Origin of the sequence: Polaribacter sp. SA4-12 (genome assembly GCF_002163675.1) — a bacterium.
Classification (GTDB): domain Bacteria; phylum Bacteroidota; class Bacteroidia; order Flavobacteriales; family Flavobacteriaceae; genus Polaribacter.
The window spans coordinates 3,340,272-3,360,548 of the sequence record NZ_CP019334.1 but is presented as its reverse complement, the minus strand read 5'-3'; the positions used below and the strand labels follow the sequence as shown (position 1 = coordinate 3,360,548).

The window sequence follows — 20,277 nt, the reverse complement described above, 5'->3', positions numbered from 1 at the left end:
TTATGAAAAATATATACAAAAATATAATAGTTTGTTTTTCTTTCATGGCTTTATTGACAAGTTGTGAAACAGAACTTGACCTTAGTAATCCTACGGCACTTTCCTTAGAAGAATTACTACAAACTGATGATGGTTTTATAGCATTATCAAACGGAGTGTTAGATGCATATCAAAAGATTCCAGCAAATGAATTCTTATTAACTGAATTAAGATCAGATAATGTAAGAGCAAATTCAGAAAACGGAAACTTTCCTGCAATAAGTGCTTATAACGTAGATCCTAATAATGGTGATGTAGCTACATATTATTCTAATAATATGCACGCAATTAAACATGCAAATACTATTATTGATAATCGTTTTTTAGCTCCAGAAAGCCAACAATATACAGTTGGAGAAGCTTATTTTATGAGAGCTTTATGTCATTTCAATTTAGTAAGAGCATATCAAAATGTACCTTTCGTTGATAAAGTATTAGATATCACTAAAGGTGAAGCAAAAGATTATCCTCAATTAGCAGAAGATGTAGTTTATGAAAAAATAATTAATGATTTTAAAACATCAATTGCTTATTTAAATGATGCTGCACAAAATAAATACCGACCTTCTAAAGGAGCTGCTATTTGTTTAGCTGCAAAAGCATATTTAAGTCAACCTACTCCTAATTATGGTGAAGCAGAACTTTTATTAGCATCTGTTGTTGAAAATAACGCTTCATATAATTATGATTTAATCTTTACAGAAAGAGATAATGCTAAACAATTTGAGTTTAACCCAGATCCTTTAGATAATTCAATTGATGTTTTAACTGATGCAGAATACTATGCTAACTTGGTAATGGATTATGGTCATGTATTAGGAAATGAAATTTCTGATGGATATACAGACGGAGTTCTTGATGGTTCTTGGTCAAATAATTCAGGACTTGAAATTAATGATGAAGTAATATTCTCTATAGCTTACGATTTAGTAAGTAGTGATAATTATGTAACGAGTGATAGTGGTTTAGATGACCAAGTTGAAACAGATTCAGAATCTCATAGTTTTGCGATGACTTTACAAGGACCTTCAAATGGTGTAAATATTGCTACACTTGATTTCTTAGAAGTAATGAATCCAGAATTACAACCTGTAAGGTTTTATGCAAGTATAGATGCTTTATCATATAATCCAGCAGAAATTACAAACGATACATTTAATGCTAAATTTCCTACTGATGGTGAGATTGGAGATAATGACTGGGTTGTTTTAAGATATGCTGATGTATTATTATTATACTCTGAAGCAATTTTAGCTGGTGGAGAATCTACTACAGATACAAGAGCTACTGCAGCTTTTAATCAAGTTAGAGTTAGAGCTGGTTTAGAAGAAGTTGTTGTATTAACTAAACAAGCTTTATTAGCAGAGAGAAGAGTTGAGTTTGTTTATGAAAACCAACGTTTATATGATTTAGTAAGATTTGGTGAAGCAGATACTGTTTTAAGACAGTTTTCTACTGACAACAGTTTAAATTATACAAGCGAAAAGAAATACCTTCCTTTTCCTCAAAGAGAGATTGACAATTTACCTAATTTCTATTCACAAAATAGTGGATACTAAAAACGCATAATTATGAAAAAACATTTGTTTAATTTAAAATATATTGTGTTAGGGACAATCATATCTCTAACCTCTTGTGTCAGTAATAGCTTGCCAGAAGTTGGTGATTTGGAAGATTTCACAAGTCCAACACCTTTTTTCAACCTAACTGACGTAACATCTTCAGAATTTGATTGTGATGATGTAGAGTTATGGGCTAAATATGAATATAATTTTCAAGCAGGTTCAAATTTAGCTGTAAATGGTACAAATTATGAATGGACAGTAACTCCTTCTGATGGAGTAACGTTTGTAAATAAAGACTTACCTATTCTTCATCAGTCAATTAAAGCTGAAAGAGCTACAGCGACAGCATTTGAAGAGCAAATTGCTAAATTAGAATTTAAATTACCTTGTGAATCTAATCCAGATAAAGTTGTAGTAATACAAGCTGAAATAGATGCTTTAAAAGTTGAATTAGCAGCAGCTGAAGCAGCAATTACAGATGAAGTTTTAGAAAACATTGCTAATTTAGAAACTAGTATTACTGAATTAGATGACGCAACATTACAAGATCAAGAATTAATCTTTTCTTTTCCAAGTCCAGGTGTTTATACGGTTTCTTTAACAGTAACAGATAACCTTGGTAAATCAGAATCTACAGAAAAATTAATTACAGTGAATCAAGCAGTACCAACAATTGCAGTTCCTGAAATTGGAGAACCTGGTTTTGAAGACAATAGTTTATTCGATGGTTCAGGTGATGGTAGAGATTCTTGGAGAGCTCCTAGTTCTTCTAAATGGGGATCTGTTTTTCAGATAAACACAAAAACGATAGGTACTTTACCAGAAGGTACACAAGCAGCGAAATTTCCTGCTGATGGTAGTAGAGCTTTATATCAAGAAATTGAGGTTACTCCAGGTGCAACTTATGTATTAACATATTTCAGTGCTTTTAACATGAATAATCTTGGAGAAATTACAATATCTATACTAAAACCTACTACTGATTCTCATGAAGAAGCGCAGTTAACAGAAAATATTGTAGCATCAAGAACAGATAATAGTATTGGTAGAGTTGTTAATGTTTTTAAGAAACATGCTATAACATTTGAAGCTGGAGATAACGAATCAGTAATCATTTATGGTCGTAATTCTGGTGATGAATCTAGATTAGATTCATTTGATATAATTGTTAAACAATAAATAGATTTTAAAATTTAATATTATGATTTATAAATTAATTAAGAAATTTCATAAAAGTATTTTTACTTTACTTTTTATGTTTTTAGGTATTATATCATGTGTTGATAATGGATACGAAGAGTTTGTACCACCAACTGGTAATGTAAATGATATACAACCTACTACCCTATTTACTACAAGTACAAGCGCAGAAGATAATATGTCTATCATTTTTAGAAGTTATTCTACAGATGCAGCAACATATTTATGGGATTTTGGAGATGGAAGTACTTCAACTGAAGAAAACCCAGACTACACATATACTACAGGTGGTTTATACAAAGTTAAACTTACAACAAAAAGTTCTGATGGATTAGTAGCGGTAGACTCATCAAATGTAGCTCCTATTTTTGTTGATTTCAATTTAATTACTGTAGACTCAGAAGTAACTTTTGAAAATTTATCTTCTGGAGTTAAATCATTAGTTTGGGATTTTGGAGATGATGAAACTTTAGAGTGGAGTTCTGATGATACTGCTCTAGATCCTGCTTTTAATCCTAAACATGTATATAAAACTGCAGATACTTTTGTAGCAACTCTTACAGCTACAAATTTCTTAGGTGTAAAAACTTCAGTTTCTAAAAACATAGAAGGATTAATATTATCTACAGTTCCTGATTTTACTTCTGATGTAAATGGTCTTAAAGTTGATTTTACAGATAAATCTTTTTTAGCAGTTACACATGAATGGGATTTTGGTGACGGTAGTGCTGTATCAACAGAGTTAAACCCTTCACATACTTATGCTTCTATTAAAACATATAATGTAACATTAACAACAACAAATACTGCTGGTGTTTCAAAAAGTATTACTAAGGGAGTTGCTGTAGGAGCTGTAAAAGCTACAAAAGCTGCAATCATTTTTATTGGAACAATAGAAGAATTAGATGAAAAAAATGATAATGCAGATGCTTGGGACATGACACCAAGTTCTACATATGTTGCAAATGGTTCTAAAGATAAAGTACCTAGTCCTTATTATGCATTATGGAATAACAAAACTTTGAATACCTGGATAGAAGATAATATTAGTAAAAGTAATGAAGGTCCAGGTATAAGCACAACTAATAATAGTGCTCCTTATTCATTAAAACTTCACGAAGAACAAAGAAGAATGTATCAGCGTATTGAAGTAGAAATCGGTGTATCATACACTATTAAACTTTGGGCAAAACTTGAAGGTACTTCAGAACTATCAGTATATATTATGGATAATAATATAGAGGATGAATTAACTTTAGAAAGCGGTAACCTTGGTAAATTAGTAGCAAATGCTACTGAAAACGGAAATTCATTTAAAGAGTATTCTTTTACATTTAAAGCCTCTACAACTGAAGCAATCTTTTATGCAAAAAATAGTGGATCTACATTTAATAGTAGTAATGAAGTATTTGTTGATGATATTTCAATTGAAACTCCAGGATTTTAATATAAAAAAAACCAATATAAAAATTGAATGCACACATTGATAAAGCAATGTAGTTTTAGTAATGTGTGCTATTCTTATAACATTAAATAAAATATTTTAAATATGAAAAAACCTACTATCGGATTTATCGGACTTGGCCTTATGGGTGGTAACATGGTTGAAAATCTTCAAAAAAGAGGTTTTGAGCTAACAGTAATGGATCTTAATAAAGATGAAGTTGCAAAAGTAATAGCACGTGGTAATGCTACTGAAGCTAGCTCTCCAAAAGAATTAGCTGCAAAGAGTGATATTATTATGTTCTGTCTTACAACTTCTGCTGTTGTTGAAAAGATTGTTTATGGTGAAAATGGTATCCTTGAAGGAATTAAAGAAGGTGCTGTTTTAATTGATTTCGGAACTTCTATCCCTGCTTCTACTATAAAAATAGGTAAAGCACTTGCAGAAAAAGGTGCTGGTATGATTGATGCTCCATTAGGACGTACACCAGCCCACGCAAAAGATGGACTGCTTAATATTATGGCAGCAGGTAATAAAGCTACTTTCGAAAAAGTAAAACCAGTTCTTGATGAGCAAGGTGAAAATGTATTTTATCTTGGTGCTCTTGGTGCTGGTCATACAACGAAGCTTATCAATAACTTTATGGGGATGACTACTGTAGTTGCTATGTCGCAAGCTTTTGCTGCAGCAAAATTAGCAGGTGTAGATACTCAGCAGTTATTTGATATTATGTCTTCTGGTCCTTCGAACTCTCCGTTTATGAAGTTCTGTAAACATTATGCTGTAGACAACGTAAGTGATTTAGGTTTCTCTATCGCGAATGCAAACAAAGATCTAGGATATTTTGTACAAATGATGAATGATCTTGGTACAACTTCTCTAATTGCCGAAGCTACTTCTACAAACCTTAAAGCAGCAGTAAGTGCTGATATGGGGAGTGGAAATGTTCCAGAAATCTTTGATTATTTCATGAAGTTAGAGAAATAAATGGTCTGTTCATTTTTATTAAAAAAAATAAAAACTCACAGGTATAAATTTTAGTAATGTTCTTTTTACCATTTTTAACTGATTGAGATAATACATATACCTCCTTAATAAAAGGAAAAATATATTGCACACATTATTAATTTAGATTACATTATTAATAATGTGTGCATAATTATTAAATAAATTTTTATATTCGCAGTTGATTAAATAACATTATAAACAATGAAAATAGAGGTACTTACAAAATCTGATAATTCTAGTATTCAAAAAAATATTATTTCTAAAATTAAAGATCTAATAAATTTGAAGAATCTAGAACCCGGAGATAAGCTTCCTTCAGAAAGAATGCTTTCTGAAAAGTTTGAAGTATCTAGAAGTAATGTTAGAGAAGCAATTCAAAGATTAGAATTTTACGGTCTATTAAAATCTATTCCACAGAGTGGAACTTTTGTTGCAAACATTGGTGTTATTGCACTGAATGGTATGATTAAAGATATTTTAAGATTAGATGACCCTGATTTTAAGTCTTTAGTAGAAACAAGAATTTTATTAGAATTAAAGACAGCTAGTTTAGCTGCAACAAGAAGAACTGATGAAGATATAGTTATAATGCAAGAAGCTCTCTCAGCCTATAAAGATAAAGTAGATAATGGAGAAGATGCAATACAAGAGGATTTACTTTTTCATTTAGCAATAGCAAAAGCAAGTGGTAATAGTACAATGAATAATTTCATGCTAATTATTACCCCAGAAATAATCACTAATTTTCAGAAGCACCATGTTTGTGATGCAGGTTTAACTAAAAGAGGAATAACAGATCATCAAGCTATCTTCGATGCAATTAAAGAAAGAAACCCCAAATTAGCAAAACAAAAAATGAAAGAGCATTTTAAAGAGCTCTACAGTTATTGCTATAATATTTAAAACCACTTTTTTTATATCAAATTAAATACCCCATAAAGTAACTTTATCAAAACGAGGTTGCATATTTTATGGATCCATTTAATAAATACAGCAAATTAAAACGCTTTTTAGAAAATTAAAAAGCAAGATTAGGAACTCTTATTCCTATTAATATGTATTTATTTAAATCAATCATCGATTTCATAAATAATCTCATCGAACTATAAAAAGTTGGTGTATTTCCACATCTTACATTTAACAATATTATATAAAACTAGAGATTAAATAGTGCTATTTAATCTATTATAGAGCGTTTTATGAAATAATAAACAAACTACCTTTTTATTTCAGAAAAAAACATATCTTTGGTAAACCAATTTGGTAAACCAATTATGTGTCCAAAAAATATTTTTTTACAAACCAAGTAGAATATTGATATCTTTAGGAATACCGTATAATAGTATCTAGATCTAAAAATTAGATAATTAATTTAAATCTAATAATCAAAAAAGTAACAATTATATAATTAACATTAAACTTATAAAAACCAATTAATATGAAAGTAAAAGGATTAAGATGGTGGGTTATTGCCTTGATAGCTCTAGCAACTGTAATTAATTATATTGATAGACAAGCTCTTGTTGTATTATGGCCTAGTATATCAGAAGATTTATACCCTGATAAAACAATGACAGAAAGAAAAGAGATATATGCTCTAATTTCTGTTGTATTTATGTTTTCATATGCTTTTGGTCAATCAATTTTTGGGAAAATATTTGATAAACTTGGAACACGAATTGGATTTGTTTTATCGATAGGTTTTTGGTCTATATCCACAGCACTTCATGCTTTAGCAAGTGGAGTCTTAAGTTTCGCTATTTTCAGATCATTATTAGGTGTATCTGAAGCAGGGAACTGGCCAGGAGCCGCAAAAGGAAACGCAGAATGGTTTCCAGCAACCGAGAGAGCTTTTGCACAAGGTTTATTTAATTCTGGTGCCGCAATTGGAGGTATAATAGCAATACCAACTATTGCTTTTTTAACAATATATTTTAGTTGGCAAATGATATTTGTTATAATAGGTTTAATTGGGTTGTTATGGTTAATTCCTTGGTTAATGATAGTAAAAGCTCCACCAAAAAGTCATCCTTGGTTAACTGATATTGAAAAAAAATACATACTTTCAGGACAGGAAGAAGAAGAAGATAATGAAAATTCAACGGAATACAATCCTCCAGTGAAAGAGTTACTTTCACGTAAACAAAGTTGGGGTGTTATTATTGCCTCAGCTGCAATAGACCCAATATGGTGGTTATTTGTTTTTTGGATTCCAATATATCTTTCAGAAGTATATGGAATGGATGTTAAGGCTATCGGTATATATGGATGGGTACCTTATTTAGGTGCTATGTTAGGTGCTTTTTTCGGCGGATTATTAGCTCAAAACAGATTAAAAAAGGGATGGAATGTAAACAAGACTCGAAAAATGGTAATAACTCTTGGGTGTCTTATTATGCTTCCTGCATTATTAGCTTTATCTGATCCTGGTTCTCCTCTTGCAGCAGTTTTAATAATGGCTGCAGTTCTTTTTGGATTTCAAACTGCAATTGGAAATGTACAAACGATACCAAGTGATTTATATGGTAAGAAAACCGTTGGTACACTTTCTGGTTTTGCAGGTACAGCAGCTAAACTAACCGGAGCTGGTTTAGTCGCTCTAGTTCCAATGTTAACAACCGGAGGTAATTATGCACCTGCATTTATAATTGGAGCAAGTCTTGCATTTATAGTATTAGCAAGTGTATGGATATTGATTCCAAAAATTGAAGCTTTAAAAGCAAAAAACTAAATATTAACGAATTAATTATATTAAAATCAAATAAAAATGAGTAAAAAAGTAGCTGTAATTACAGGTGCTACTGGAGGAATTGGTTTCCAAGTAGCTAAAAGATTAGGTAAAGATGGATATGCCGTAGTTTTAAACGGAATAGAAGATGCAGATGGGGCTAAAAGAGTAGAAGAATTAACTGCTGAAGGAATTGAAGCTGAGTACTTTGGATTTGACGTTACTAGTGATGATGCCGTTACTAAAAACATTAAAGCAATTGGAGAAAAATATGGTCAAATTGACGTATTAGTAAACAACGCTGGTGGATTAGGTGGTAGATCTCGTTTTGAAGAAATGACAACTGAGTTTTACAGGTTCGTAATGGCTTTAAACCTTGATTCAGTATTTTTTGCATCAAGAGCTGCAATTCCTTTGCTTAAGAAAAGTGAAAATGCATCAATTATAAACTATACTTCTAACGCTGCTTGGAATGCAGGTGGACCAGGAGCTGGTATTTATGGTACTTCTAAAGCAGGTGTTCATGCAATTACAAGAGCATTAGCTAAAGATTTAGCAGAATATGGAATTAGAGTAAATGCTGTATCTCCAGGTACAATTGACACTCCTTTTCATGCTCAAATTAAATCTACGAAACCAGAAGTGTTCGCTTCTTGGGCTAACAGTATTATGTTAGGTAGATTAGGTAAACCAGAAGATGTAGCTGGTGTTGTATCTTTCTTAGCTAGTAAAGATGCTGCATTTATTACTGCAGAAACTATCCAAATTGGTGGTGGTCAAGCATTAGGTATTTAAAAATAAACAAATATAAATTTTTTGAAACCTCTTTGTAATTTACATTACAAAGAGGTTTTTTTATGCCTAAAAATAAAAATGTACGTTTTTATATCAATTCAAAAATAAAATGATAGAATTAAAAATTCTTGTTACCTAAGTTAGAAAAAAATAAGGAAGGATTGTTGACTGAATATTAATTGATTAAGGTGAAACTTTAAACAATTTTACAGAAATTATTGTATAAAAAAAGTCTTATCAATTAAGATAAGACTTTTTTTGCTCCCTCTCTAGGACTCGAACCTAGGACCCTCTGATTAACAGTCAGATGCTCTAACCAACTGAGCTAAGAAGGAGTTTGCTTCACATATACTGTGATTAGCGAGTGCAAATATATACCTTTTTATGGGTTTAACAAATATTTTTAAAGAATGAATGCAACATTAATTAAAAGTGTATAAATAAAAATAATTACAGGAAGAATACATAGCAATAATTACTAATAAACAGAAATAGGAACTAAAAAAACATTCCACTATTTCTAATTTAAAGAAAGAATAATGATTTAGCTATATATCAATTAATCCGAAAAGATAAAAAAGGATAAATAAACATGTTTTATATCATATAATACATTATTCAATTTTTAACAAAATTCTTTAAGATTACAAAAAAATAAAACATAAAAAAAGTCTTATCAATTAAGATAAGACTTTTTTTGCTCCCTCTCTAGGACTCGAACCTAGGACCCTCTGATTAACAGTCAGATGCTCTAACCAACTGAGCTAAGAAGGAGTTTGCTTCACATATTGTGATTAGCGGATGCAAATATATATCTTTTTTTGATTCTAACAAACAATTTTGAAAAAAATAAAAAAAAATAAATACTTAATTATTAGTAAAAAAAAATAAGTATTTATGACAAATATCGTATTTTTGTTCACTTTGATAGCTTATAAAAAAGCAGAAACTATAATATGGATAAATTTTCGTTTTTAAACGCAGCGCACACAGGCTTTATTGCTGACTTATATGATAAATATTTGGTAAACCCAGATGCAGTTGAACCAAGTTGGAGAAGCTTCTTTCAAGGGTATGATTTAGCAAATGAAAATTACTCTTTAAAAGACGATGATTCAGAGGTAGAAATCCCTCAAGAAGTTCGTAAAGAATTTTTAGTTGTAGATTTAATTAATGGGTACAGAACACGTGGTCATTTATTTACTAAGACAAATCCTGTAAGAGAAAGAAGACAGTATGAGCCTAATTTAGATATCGAAAATTTTGGTTTGTCTCAAAGCGATTTAAATAGCGAATTTTCTGCCGGTGAAGTTTTAGGAATAGGTAAATCGAAGCTTTCTACAATTATTTCAAACTTACAAAGTATTTACTGTGATTCTATTGGTGTAGAATACATGTACATGCGTAACCCAGAGAAATTAAAGTGGTGGCAAGATCGTATTAATAAAAATGACAATCACCCAAAATATACTGGTGAAGCTAAGAAATATATTTTAGGAAAACTAAATCAAGCAGTAACGTTTGAAAGCTTTCTACAAACAAAATATGTTGGTCAAAAACGTTTTTCTTTAGAAGGTGGTGAAGCTTTAATTCCGGGAATTAGTGTTATACTAAGAGATGCTGCTGAAAAGTTTGGTGTAAAAGAATGTGTTTTAGGAATGGCTCATAGGGGACGTTTAAATACATTAGTAAATATATTTAAAAAACCTGTAAGAGACTTATTTAGTGAGTTTGAAGGAAAAGATTTTGAAGACCAAAATATAGATGGAGATGTAAAGTATCATTTAGGTTTAACATTAAGTAAGACCTTTAGAGATGGTAATGAAATCAAAATGAATTTGGTTCCGAATCCATCACACTTAGAAACTGTTGCGTCTGTAGCAGAAGGAATTACAAGAGCAAAAATAGACAGAAAATACAATGGTGATTCTAGTAAAATATTACCAATAATTATTCATGGAGATGCAGCAATAGCTGGTCAAGGAATTGCTTACGAAATTGTTCAAATGGCCAAATTAAATGGTTATAAGACTGGTGGAACAATTCATATTGTTGTAAATAACCAAATTGGTTTTACAACAAACTATTTAGATGCACGTTCAAGTACATATTGTACAGATGTTGGTAAAGTAACTTTATCTCCTGTTTTACATGTAAATGCAGATGACACTGAAGCTGTTTGTCATGCAATGGAAATCGCGTTAGAATTTAGAATGCGATTTCAATCTGATGTCTTTATTGATTTATTAGGATATAGAAAATATGGCCATAATGAAGGTGATGAACCTCGTTTTACCCAACCAAAATTATACAAAGCAATTTCTAAGCATCAAAATCCGAAAGATATTTATGCAGAACAATTAATTAAAGAAGGTTCTATTGATTCTTCTTACTTAGCTGGAATTACGAATGAGTTTAAACAAATGCTTGAAAAAGAATTTGATGAAGCAAAGAAAGTAAAAACATCTAAAGTTAGAGAGTTTATGCAATCTACTTGGAAAAAATATGATCGTCAGAAATTAGATGCAATGCTACTTGATGATGATACAAAATATGATGTTGAGAAATTAAAAAATATTGCAAAAGTTGTTTCTACAGTTCCAGAAAACGTAAAATTTGTTCGTAAAGCTGAACGAATTTTAAATGGAAGAAAAAAAATGGCTTTTGAAACCAATCAATTAGATTGGGGAATGGCAGAAAATCTTGCTTATGGCTCTTTAATGGAAGAAGGCTATAATATTCGTATTTCTGGCCAAGATGTAGAAAGAGGAACTTTTTCTCACAGACATGCTATTTTACGTGACGAACTTACAGAAGAAAGAATAAATTTATTAAATACAAACCCTAATAATAAAGGACAAATGACGATTTACAATTCGTTATTGTCTGAATATGGTGTTCTTGGTTTCGATTATGGTTATGCTATGGCAAACCCTGATACTTTAACTATTTGGGAAGCACAGTTTGGAGATTTTTCTAACGGTGCTCAAATAATGTTTGACCAATACATTTCTGCTGCAGAAGACAAATGGAAAATGCAAAACGGAATTGTAGTCTTATTACCTCATGGTTATGAAGGACAAGGATCTGAACATTCATCTGCAAGAATAGAACGTTATTTACAATTATGTGCAATAGACAACATGACTGTTGCAAACTGTACAACACCTGCAAACTTCTATCATTTGTTGCGTAGACAAATGAAACGTAACTATAGAAAACCATTAATTGTATTTACTCCTAAGAGCTTATTACGTCATCCGAAAGCGGTAAATACAATTGAAGATTTAGCTGGTGGAGAATTCCAGGAAGTTATAGACGATACACTAAACCCTAAAAATGTAAAGAAATTAGTTTTCTGTATGGGTAAATTCTATTATGATTTACTAGAAGAAAGAGAAAACTTAGAAAGAGATGATATTGCTTTGGTTAGAATTGAGCAATTATTCCCTTTACATTTAGAGAAAATTCAGAAAGTTATAGATAGATATCCTAATGTTACAGAATACATTTGGGCACAAGAAGAACCTAGAAATATGGGAGCTTGGAGTTTTATGTTAGAACGTTTTGAATTGGTAAAGTTAAATGTGCGTTCTCGTAGATATTATGCCGTTCCTGCTGCAGGTTCTAGCACACGATTTAAAAAACGTCATAAAGAAGTTATCGATAGCGTTTTTAACAATGATTAAGTTGCGTTAAGGATTTCCACCGTTCAGCTACTTTGAAGTAGCTTTAACCTTTTTGCTTTTTTTTGCAAAAAGATATAGCGGAAAGCCTGTTAAAACGCCCAAAAGAATAAAAGAGAAATTAAATTAAAAGCTGAAATAAGTTCAGCAAAAAGCAAAACAAGAACTGATGATTTTAGAAATGAAAGTTCCTTCTCCGGGAGAATCGATTACAGAAGTAGAAATTGCAACGTGGTTAGTTGAAGATGGAGATTATGTTGAAAAAGATCAACCTATTGCAGAAGTAGATTCTGATAAAGCAACGTTAGAATTGCCTGCTGAAGAAGCTGGAATTATTACGTTAAAAGCAGAAGAAGGCGATGCAGTTGCAGTTGGTGCAGTTGTTTGTTTAATTGATACTAGCGCTGCAAAACCAGAAGGTGCTGCTGCAACTACAGAAGCTCCAAAAGAAGAAAAGAAAGTTGAAGTAAAAGCGGCTCCAAAAGCAGCAACTTACGCAACCGGAACAGCTTCTCCTGCAGCTAAAAAAGTATTAGCAGAAAAAGGAATGGATGGTTCTTCTATTAAAGGTACAGGAAAAGACGGTAGAATTACTAAAGACGATGCAGTAAAAGCTGTACCTTCTATGGGAACTCAACCTGCAAATGGTTCTAGAGGAACATCTCGCAAGAAAATGTCTATGTTACGTAGAAAAGTTGCAGAACGTTTAGTAGCTGTAAAAAGCGAAACGGCAATGTTAACTACTTTTAACGAAGTAAACATGCAACCAATTTTTGATTTACGTAAAGACTTTAAAGAAGATTTTAAAGCGAAACACGGAGTTGGTTTAGGATTTATGTCTTTCTTTACTTTAGCAGTTGTTAGAGCTTTAAAATTATATCCTGATGTAAATTCTATGATTGATGGAGATTTCCAAATCAAGAACGACTTTCAAGATATTTCTATTGCAGTTTCTGGACCAAAAGGTTTAATGGTTCCTGTAATTAGAAATGCAGAAGATTTATCTTTTAGAGGTGTAGAATCGGAAGTAAAACGTTTAGCAATTAGAGCTAGAGATGGTCAAATTACTATTGATGAAATGACTGGTGGAACATTTACAATCACAAATGGTGGTGTATTTGGTTCTATGTTGTCTACGCCTATTTTAAACCCTCCTCAAAGTGGAATTTTAGGAATGCACAACATTGTAAACAGACCAATGGCAGTAAATGGTGAAGTTGTAATTCAGCCAATTATGTATGTTGCTTTGTCTTACGATCACAGAATTGTAGATGGTAGAGAATCTGTTGGTTTCTTAGTTGCTGTTAAAGAAGCTTTAGAAAACCCAATGGAATTATTGATGGATAATAACCCAACAAAAGCATTAGAAATGTAGGTAACAATGTTTCCAGATAAATATATAAATCCTGAGCTTTTTGCTTGGGATTTTTTTTGTTTGTAGCTATTTCCTGCTTTCCACTATATCTTTTTATTACTGAATTTATTTCAGCATCTGTTCCTATTTATAAGTACTCTCTTTGTTTACAAGAGATACTGAAACGAGTTCAGCATAAAAAGGATGCCGTTTCAATCAGGGCTAGACTTGTTAGTTGGCTTTATTGCTTTTTAAATTTTTTGAACTTTTTGATTGGGATTATTTTTATGAAATAATTTTTGATTAAGTATATTGCATAAAAAAAAACAAATTAATAATTCTGCTATGAAAAAATATAAATTCTTACTTCTATTATCTATCGTTTTATTAATTTCTTCTTGCGCTTTAAAACCTATAATTTCTGAATATACTTTTATAAAAACTGATTTAGAAAATGTTGACCTTGATAAATTAGGAAATGGAACAATTCTAATTTATAATGGAGCAGACATATTACATAAAATGGATAATACTGCCAGATTAAATATTTGGATTAATAAAAAAGCATTAGGACAAATAAGAGGCAGAGAATATGTGATTGTTAATCTTAAAAAAGGAGAATACGAATTTAAAGCATTACATATTGATGTTGTTAATATGAGAAGTACACATACAGTTGAAATTGATGAAAACACAAAAGTTATTAAAATTAAACCGAACCTAACTTCTAATAAGTTAACCATAACAAATGAATTGCCAAGGAAATTTGAGAAATACAAATACGCAGAAAAAAAATAATTTTACGTTATTAAAACCATAGTAACTTTATCAAATAATGTTTAATTAATTTACCTTGCTCAAAAAAGTAAAAATGTCAAAAAATCCTGAATTAGAACTTGCCCTACAATTTATTGACAAGACAGATAGAAATATTTTTGTCACAGGAAAAGCAGGTACAGGAAAAACTACTTTTTTACATCAAATTAAAAGAGAATCTTTAAAGAGAATGGTTATTGTAGCACCAACAGGTGTTGCTGCAATTAACGCAAAAGGAGTTACTATTCATTCTTTTTTTCAAATGCCCTTTGGTCCTATTTTACCCAACCAAATTGCAAATACGACAAATGCACAACGTAAGTTTAATAAGACGAAGATTGATATTATAAAATCGTTAGATTTAATAATTATTGATGAAATCTCAATGGTTCGTGCAGATTTATTAGACGGAATAGATCAAGTTATGCGTCGTTATAAAAACCGAAATAAAGTTTTTGGTGGCGCTCAAATTTTAATGATTGGAGATTTACAACAATTAGCACCGGTTGTTAGACCAAACGAATGGAGTTTATTACAACAACATTACAATACCGTTTATTTTTTCAGTTCTAAAGCATATCAAGAAGCAAATGTAGTTTCTATAGAATTGAAACATATTTATCGTCAGAAAAACGAAGATTTTATTACCATTCTAAATGAAATCCGAAATGATAATTTATCAGAAAAATCTGCTAAAATATTAAATAGTCGTTATGCGCCTAGCTTCTCTCCTACTAAAGATGATGGTTACATTACATTAACAACGCATAATAATAGAGCCAATTTAATTAACAATTCAGAACTTAATAAAATTACAAATAAAAGTCGTTTTTTTAATGCTGAAATTTCTGGTAAGTTTAATGAAAACTCATATCCAAATGCAGCTAAATTAGAGTTAAAAATTGGTGCACAAGTAATGTTTATTAAAAATGATTCTTCTTCTGATAAAAGATATTACAACGGGAAAATAGGAATTATAACAGACATTTCACAACAAAGTGTTACTGTTCAATGTGCAGGTGAAATTGACGAAATTGTTACAGAACAAGAAACTTGGTCTAATATTAATTACTCAATTAACGACGAAACTAAAGAAATCAAAGAAGATTTGATAGGTGCTTTTTCTCAGATTCCTTTGCGATTGGCTTGGGCAATTACTATTCATAAAAGCCAAGGTTTAACGTTTGAAAGAGCAATTATAGATGCAGAAGCGTCTTTTGCACACGGACAAACGTATGTTGCTTTAAGTAGATGTACTTCTTTAGAAGGTTTGGTTTTAAAAACGCCAATTACAAGTAGTGCAATTATAAATGACAAAACAGTAAGTGTTTTTAACGAAAGTGTCGAAGAAAATCATCCTGATGAAAGTATCTTAAACGAATCTGAGAAACATTTTCAGTTGAATCTAATTTCTGAACTGTTAGATTATCAGCCATTTTTGTATCCAATATCGAGAATGATTGATATTTTTTACAAGAATCAAACAAGTATAAAAGGCGATGTTATAGATCATCTACAAACTATAAAAGATGACGGAGTTGTTGCTTTAATGAAAGTTTCTAACGGATTTAAAAATCAGTTAGCACAAATTTCTGAAGACAATATTTTACCAGAAAGTAGTTCTTCTATTCAAGAACGATTTACAAAAGCAGTCGATTATTTTGTAACACAAACAAAAGGAAATATCTTAAAACCTTTAAATGCAATTTCATTTTCTACGGATAACAAAACAGTAAAAAAAGATTTTTCAAAACAGTTTGACTCTATACAGGAAAAATTAATGGAGAAACTTTTTGCACTCCAAAAAATGACAAATGGTTTTAAAGTAGAAGAATATTTACAGGTAAGAGCAAAAGCCGTTTTACAAAAAACTGCACCTACCAAAAAGAAAACAGTAGCCTCTAAACGCGACCCTATTTTAGCTATAAAATTACGTGAATTACGTGATGAAATTAGAATAGAACAAAGTATACCTGCTTTTCAGATTTTTACACAAGAAACTCTCTATGCGATGTGCGACTCGTTGCCAAGAACAGAAAAAGACCTGCTAAATACTGTTGGAATGGGAAAAACCAGAGTTGCTAAATATGGTGAACAAATCTTAGAGGTAATTAATACATATTGCAAAGCAAACGGAATTAATCAATTTAACGAGCAAAAGAAAGAAGACAAGAAACCAACCAAACAAATTTCTTTAGAGTTGTTTAAATCTGGGCTTTCTGTAAAAGAAGTTGCCAAAGAAAGAAGTTTAACTCCGGGTACAATAGAAAGTCATTTGGCGAGTTTTATTCCTTCTGGAGATGTAGATATTTTAGAATTAATAGACATTAAACGTTACAAAAAGTTGATTAATGCTATCGAGGATACAAAATTTAAAAGCTTAACAGAGTTAAAAGAAAAAGTAGATAAATCCTTCTCTTTTATGGAATTAAGAATGGTTTTACTCTCTATGGAAAATTAATTTAAAATATTTTATAATAAAGTGCAAGTTTTTGTAAAAACAAGCGTCTAAAGAAATATGATAAGATACTTTCTTATCATTCTTTTTCATAGCAATTTTCCCACTTCTAATTTAGGAGTGGGTTTTTTATGAAACAAATTTTAATTAAAAGAGAATATTTTGAAGCTATTTCCTGCTTGGAATTTATCCTGAGCGAAGTCGAATGGCTATATCTTTTTATTTTGTCATTGCGAAGTTTACTTTTTTGTAAACTGTGGCAATCTCTTAATTATAAACAGATTGCTTCGTACCTCGCAATGACGCTTATTAAAAAGCAATAATAAGAATCGTTTAACTCTCTTTAATGAGTTTTTCTGCTTTATAATTATTAGGAATAAAAATTGGGTGTTTAGATTTTTCAATTATAATCCTAAGTAATTCATCAATATCTTCTTTTTGGTAATCTTTTGTTTGAATTGAAATTTGATATCCTTCATCAAAACTGAATTTGATTTTTTTATTAATTCGATCAAATTGTATTTGATTTAAACCTACAATATCTCTTTTTTGCGTCCATCTATCAACTATTGCTATTAGTTCACTATTCTTTATAAATACGGTAAAAGGTTTTCTCTTCTTATAAAGAAAAGACATCATTAAATTAACAACAAAAAAAGCCCCGAATAAAATAAAAAATAGAATCTTGATTTTCATTGTATTACTTCCTAAAAAAACAAATAGTAACCAACAAACTCCATAAATCAATTTAAAATTATTAAGCGATTTTTTATAAGATCTAATTTTAAAATCTGATTCAACTATTTTATCAAAAATTGAATATTCCCAATAAAACAGCGTTAAATAAAAAAAAGGGATGATTAAAATATTAAAAAAAAATGCAATTGTAGTTTCAAAAAATATTAAGATTGAAAAAACAATTAACAACAATATAATAGTAGTAAAGTATTTCATAGTTTTTACTTCAAATCCTTCAACAACAATTGTATCGTTTTTCTACCATTCCATTCATTTTCGTCTAAACCATAAACAATATCAAAATCATTTTTAACAAATTCCATTTTATCACCCAAACCAAAACCGATTGAGTTAAAGGTTCTTTTATTATCACCCTGAAAAACATTTAATTTTAAATGCGTTTTATCTGCACCAACTTGTTTTCCATAGCCATTATCTCTAACACAAGTAGATTTAAAAGTAGGTCTCATATTCATTGGTCCAAAAGGCGCCATTAATTGAATAATTCTAAAAAACTTAGGTGTAATTTCTGATAAATCTATTTCTGCATCTATAGAAATTTCTGGAATTAGTAATTCTTTATCAATGGTTCTTTCTACAACTTCTTCGAACTTCTTTTTAAAGTTCTCATAGTTTTCTGGCAACAAAGTTAAACCTGCCGCATATTTATGTCCACCAAATTGCTCTATAAATTCTTCACATTCGTGCAAAGCATTATAGACATCAAAACCTTTTACGGAACGAGCAGAAGCAGCTAATTTATCGCCACTTTTAGTAAAAACTAAGGTTGGTCTGTAATATTTTTCTATTAAACGAGAAGCAACAATACCAATAACACCTTTGTGCCAATCTTCTTGATAAACAACAGAAGAATAATCGTGTTCTTCTTCATTATCAATAATTTGAATTAAAGCTTGGTCTGTAATTTTCTTATCTAAATCTTTTCTATCTGCATTAAAAATTTCTATAGCAGCAGCAAATTCTATAGCCGAATCAAAATCCATTTCGGTTAACAATTCCACAGCATAATTTCCGTGTTTCATTCTTCCTGCAGCATTTATTCTTGGTGCAATTGTAAAAACAACATCGGTAATGGTTAATTCAGATTTTTTAGTTTGATGAATAATTGCTTTTATTCCGTTTCTTGGACTTTCGTTAATTACCTGCAAACCATAATAAGCAAGTGTTCTGTTTTCGCCATTCATTGGTACAATATCCGCAGCAATTGCAGTCGCCACCAAATCTAAATACGGAACAAAATCTTCAATAGTTTGATTTCTTGAAACACCTAAAGCTTGAATCAGTTTAAAACCAACACCACAACCACAAAGTTCATCAAAAGGATACTTACAATCTTCTTGTTTTGCATTTAAAACAGCAACTGCTTTTGGAATTTCTGGTCCTGGTTTGTGGTGATCGCAAATAATAAAATCGACATTCTTTTCTGTTGCATAAGCAACCTTTTCAATTGCTTTAATTCCACAATCTAGCGCAATAATTAATGAGAAATCATTGTCATGCGCAAAATCGATTCCCATATAAGAAACACCATAACCTTCAGCATATCTATCAGGAATATAAGTTGCAATATTTGGGTGAATCGTTTTTAAATACGAAGAAACAAGAGAAACAGCAGTGGTACCATCTACATCATAATCACCAAAAACTAAAATATTTTCGTTGTTAGCAATTGCAGTTTCAATTCTAGCAACAGCAAGATTCATATCTTTCATTAAAAACGGATCATGAATCTCGTCTAAACTCGGACGAAAATAATTCTTTGCGTCATCAAATGTTTCAACTCCTCTTTGACAAAGAACCTGAGCTATTGTTTTATCAACCTGAAGTTCTTTCGCTAATTTTTCTACTTTTTCTTTTTCTGGATGTGGTTTTATCGTCCATCTCATAGCAATTTATTTTTTGAACATAAGATACAAAATGTGAATGAATAAATTGAATTCTATAATTCGTGTAAGAAAATTTCAATTTCAACCTCAGCAAATTGACGAAACATTTCCATCACACCACAGTATTTTGTGACAGATAAATTAACTGCTTTTTGTATTTTTTTTGGTTGTAATTCGCTATCAGAAAAATGATAGTCAACTTTTACTTTGTTGTAAAACTTAGGATGCTCATCTGTTAATTCTGCAGTAACGTCAATTCTAAATTCTGCAACCTCAGCATGCATTTTCTTCAATAAAGAAACTACATCTAAACCAGAACAACCTGCTAAAGACGATAACATTAATGCTTTTGGTCTGTAACCTTTTCCTTCTCCTCCACTTTCTTCTCCTGCATCCATTGTTAGAGAAATCCCACTAGGATTGTCAGATTCGAACTGCATATTTTCTTTCCAGGTAGTTGTTACAAGATTTGTAGCCATATTTGATCTTTTTGTTATAGTGTTATTAAAATTGAAATAGTAAATTGTGCTTTTATACAA

14 protein-coding genes and 2 tRNA genes are annotated in these 20,277 nt (G+C 30.7%); 11 read left to right on the top strand and 5 right to left on the bottom strand.

Going from position 1 to position 20,277, the window contains the following annotated elements:
- The first annotated feature begins 2 nt into the window (after positions 1–2).
- The 7 genes from BTO07_RS14640 to BTO07_RS14610 all read left to right on the top strand — a co-directional run bounded on the left by BTO07_RS14640 (position 3) and on the right by BTO07_RS14610 (position 8,779).
- Complete coding sequence (locus tag BTO07_RS14640; RefSeq protein ID WP_087521937.1) at positions 3–1,598, top strand: RagB/SusD family nutrient uptake outer membrane protein; 1,596 nt, start codon at positions 3–5, stop codon at positions 1,596–1,598.
- Positions 1,599–1,610: 12 nt separating this feature from the next.
- Entirely contained in the window at positions 1,611–2,783 is a 1,173-nt protein-coding gene (locus BTO07_RS14635) for a PKD domain-containing protein (RefSeq protein WP_087521936.1), read from the top strand.
- Between the two features lie 22 nt (positions 2,784–2,805).
- Positions 2,806–4,251, top strand: a complete 1,446-nt coding sequence (locus BTO07_RS14630; protein ID WP_087521935.1) for a PKD domain-containing protein — start codon at positions 2,806–2,808, stop codon at positions 4,249–4,251.
- Between the two features lie 102 nt (positions 4,252–4,353).
- On the top strand, positions 4,354–5,235 hold the full coding sequence (locus BTO07_RS14625; protein ID WP_087521934.1) for an NAD(P)-dependent oxidoreductase: 882 nt from the start codon (positions 4,354–4,356) through the stop codon (positions 5,233–5,235).
- 222 nt (positions 5,236–5,457) lie between these two features.
- Positions 5,458–6,159, top strand: coding sequence for a FadR/GntR family transcriptional regulator (locus BTO07_RS14620; protein ID WP_087521933.1), 702 nt, complete (start codon positions 5,458–5,460; stop codon positions 6,157–6,159).
- Between the two features lie 535 nt (positions 6,160–6,694).
- The gene (locus BTO07_RS14615) at positions 6,695–7,987 is read left to right on the top strand and encodes an MFS transporter (RefSeq protein ID WP_087521932.1); all 1,293 of its coding nucleotides are present in this window, start codon (positions 6,695–6,697) and stop codon (positions 7,985–7,987) included.
- Positions 7,988–8,023: 36 nt separating this feature from the next.
- Positions 8,024–8,779, top strand: a complete 756-nt coding sequence (locus tag BTO07_RS14610) for an SDR family NAD(P)-dependent oxidoreductase (RefSeq protein ID WP_087521931.1) — start codon at positions 8,024–8,026, stop codon at positions 8,777–8,779.
- Between the two features lie 261 nt (positions 8,780–9,040).
- On the opposite strand, the gene BTO07_RS14605 is transcribed toward BTO07_RS14610, so the two are convergent.
- Positions 9,041–9,114 (bottom strand) — tRNA-Asn (locus BTO07_RS14605).
- A gap of 365 nt (positions 9,115–9,479) precedes the next feature.
- Positions 9,480–9,553 (bottom strand) — tRNA-Asn (locus BTO07_RS14600).
- 182 nt (positions 9,554–9,735) lie between these two features.
- Here BTO07_RS14600 and BTO07_RS14595 point away from each other — a divergent pair.
- From BTO07_RS14595 to BTO07_RS14580, 4 genes are all read left to right on the top strand, one after another.
- Entirely contained in the window at positions 9,736–12,468 is a 2,733-nt protein-coding gene (locus BTO07_RS14595) for a 2-oxoglutarate dehydrogenase E1 component (protein WP_087521930.1), read from the top strand.
- A gap of 166 nt (positions 12,469–12,634) precedes the next feature.
- Entirely contained in the window at positions 12,635–13,840 is a 1,206-nt protein-coding gene (gene odhB / locus BTO07_RS14590; RefSeq protein ID WP_198342473.1) for a 2-oxoglutarate dehydrogenase complex dihydrolipoyllysine-residue succinyltransferase, read from the top strand.
- 324 nt (positions 13,841–14,164) lie between these two features.
- Complete coding sequence (locus BTO07_RS14585) at positions 14,165–14,617, top strand: hypothetical protein (protein ID WP_087522666.1); 453 nt, start codon at positions 14,165–14,167, stop codon at positions 14,615–14,617.
- Positions 14,618–14,690: 73 nt separating this feature from the next.
- On the top strand, positions 14,691–17,096 hold the full coding sequence (locus BTO07_RS14580; RefSeq protein WP_087521928.1) for a helix-turn-helix domain-containing protein: 2,406 nt from the start codon (positions 14,691–14,693) through the stop codon (positions 17,094–17,096).
- A 330-nt stretch (positions 17,097–17,426) separates the two neighbouring features.
- Here BTO07_RS14580 and BTO07_RS14575 read toward each other — a convergent pair whose 3' ends face one another.
- Genes BTO07_RS14575 through BTO07_RS14565 form a run of 3 tightly spaced genes read right to left on the bottom strand, consistent with a single transcriptional unit; the run spans position 17,427 to position 20,217 of the window.
- Positions 17,427–18,047, bottom strand: coding sequence for a hypothetical protein (locus tag BTO07_RS14575; RefSeq protein ID WP_087521927.1), 621 nt, complete (start codon positions 18,045–18,047; stop codon positions 17,427–17,429).
- 5 nt (positions 18,048–18,052) lie between these two features.
- Positions 18,053–19,738 carry a single-stranded-DNA-specific exonuclease RecJ gene (gene recJ, locus BTO07_RS14570; protein ID WP_087521926.1) on the bottom strand — a complete coding sequence of 562 codons (1,686 nt, stop codon included), beginning with the start codon at positions 19,736–19,738 and terminating at the stop codon, positions 18,053–18,055.
- A gap of 53 nt (positions 19,739–19,791) precedes the next feature.
- On the bottom strand, positions 19,792–20,217 hold the full coding sequence (locus BTO07_RS14565) for an OsmC family protein (protein ID WP_087521925.1): 426 nt from the start codon (positions 20,215–20,217) through the stop codon (positions 19,792–19,794).
- Between the last annotated feature and the right edge of the window lie 60 nt (positions 20,218–20,277).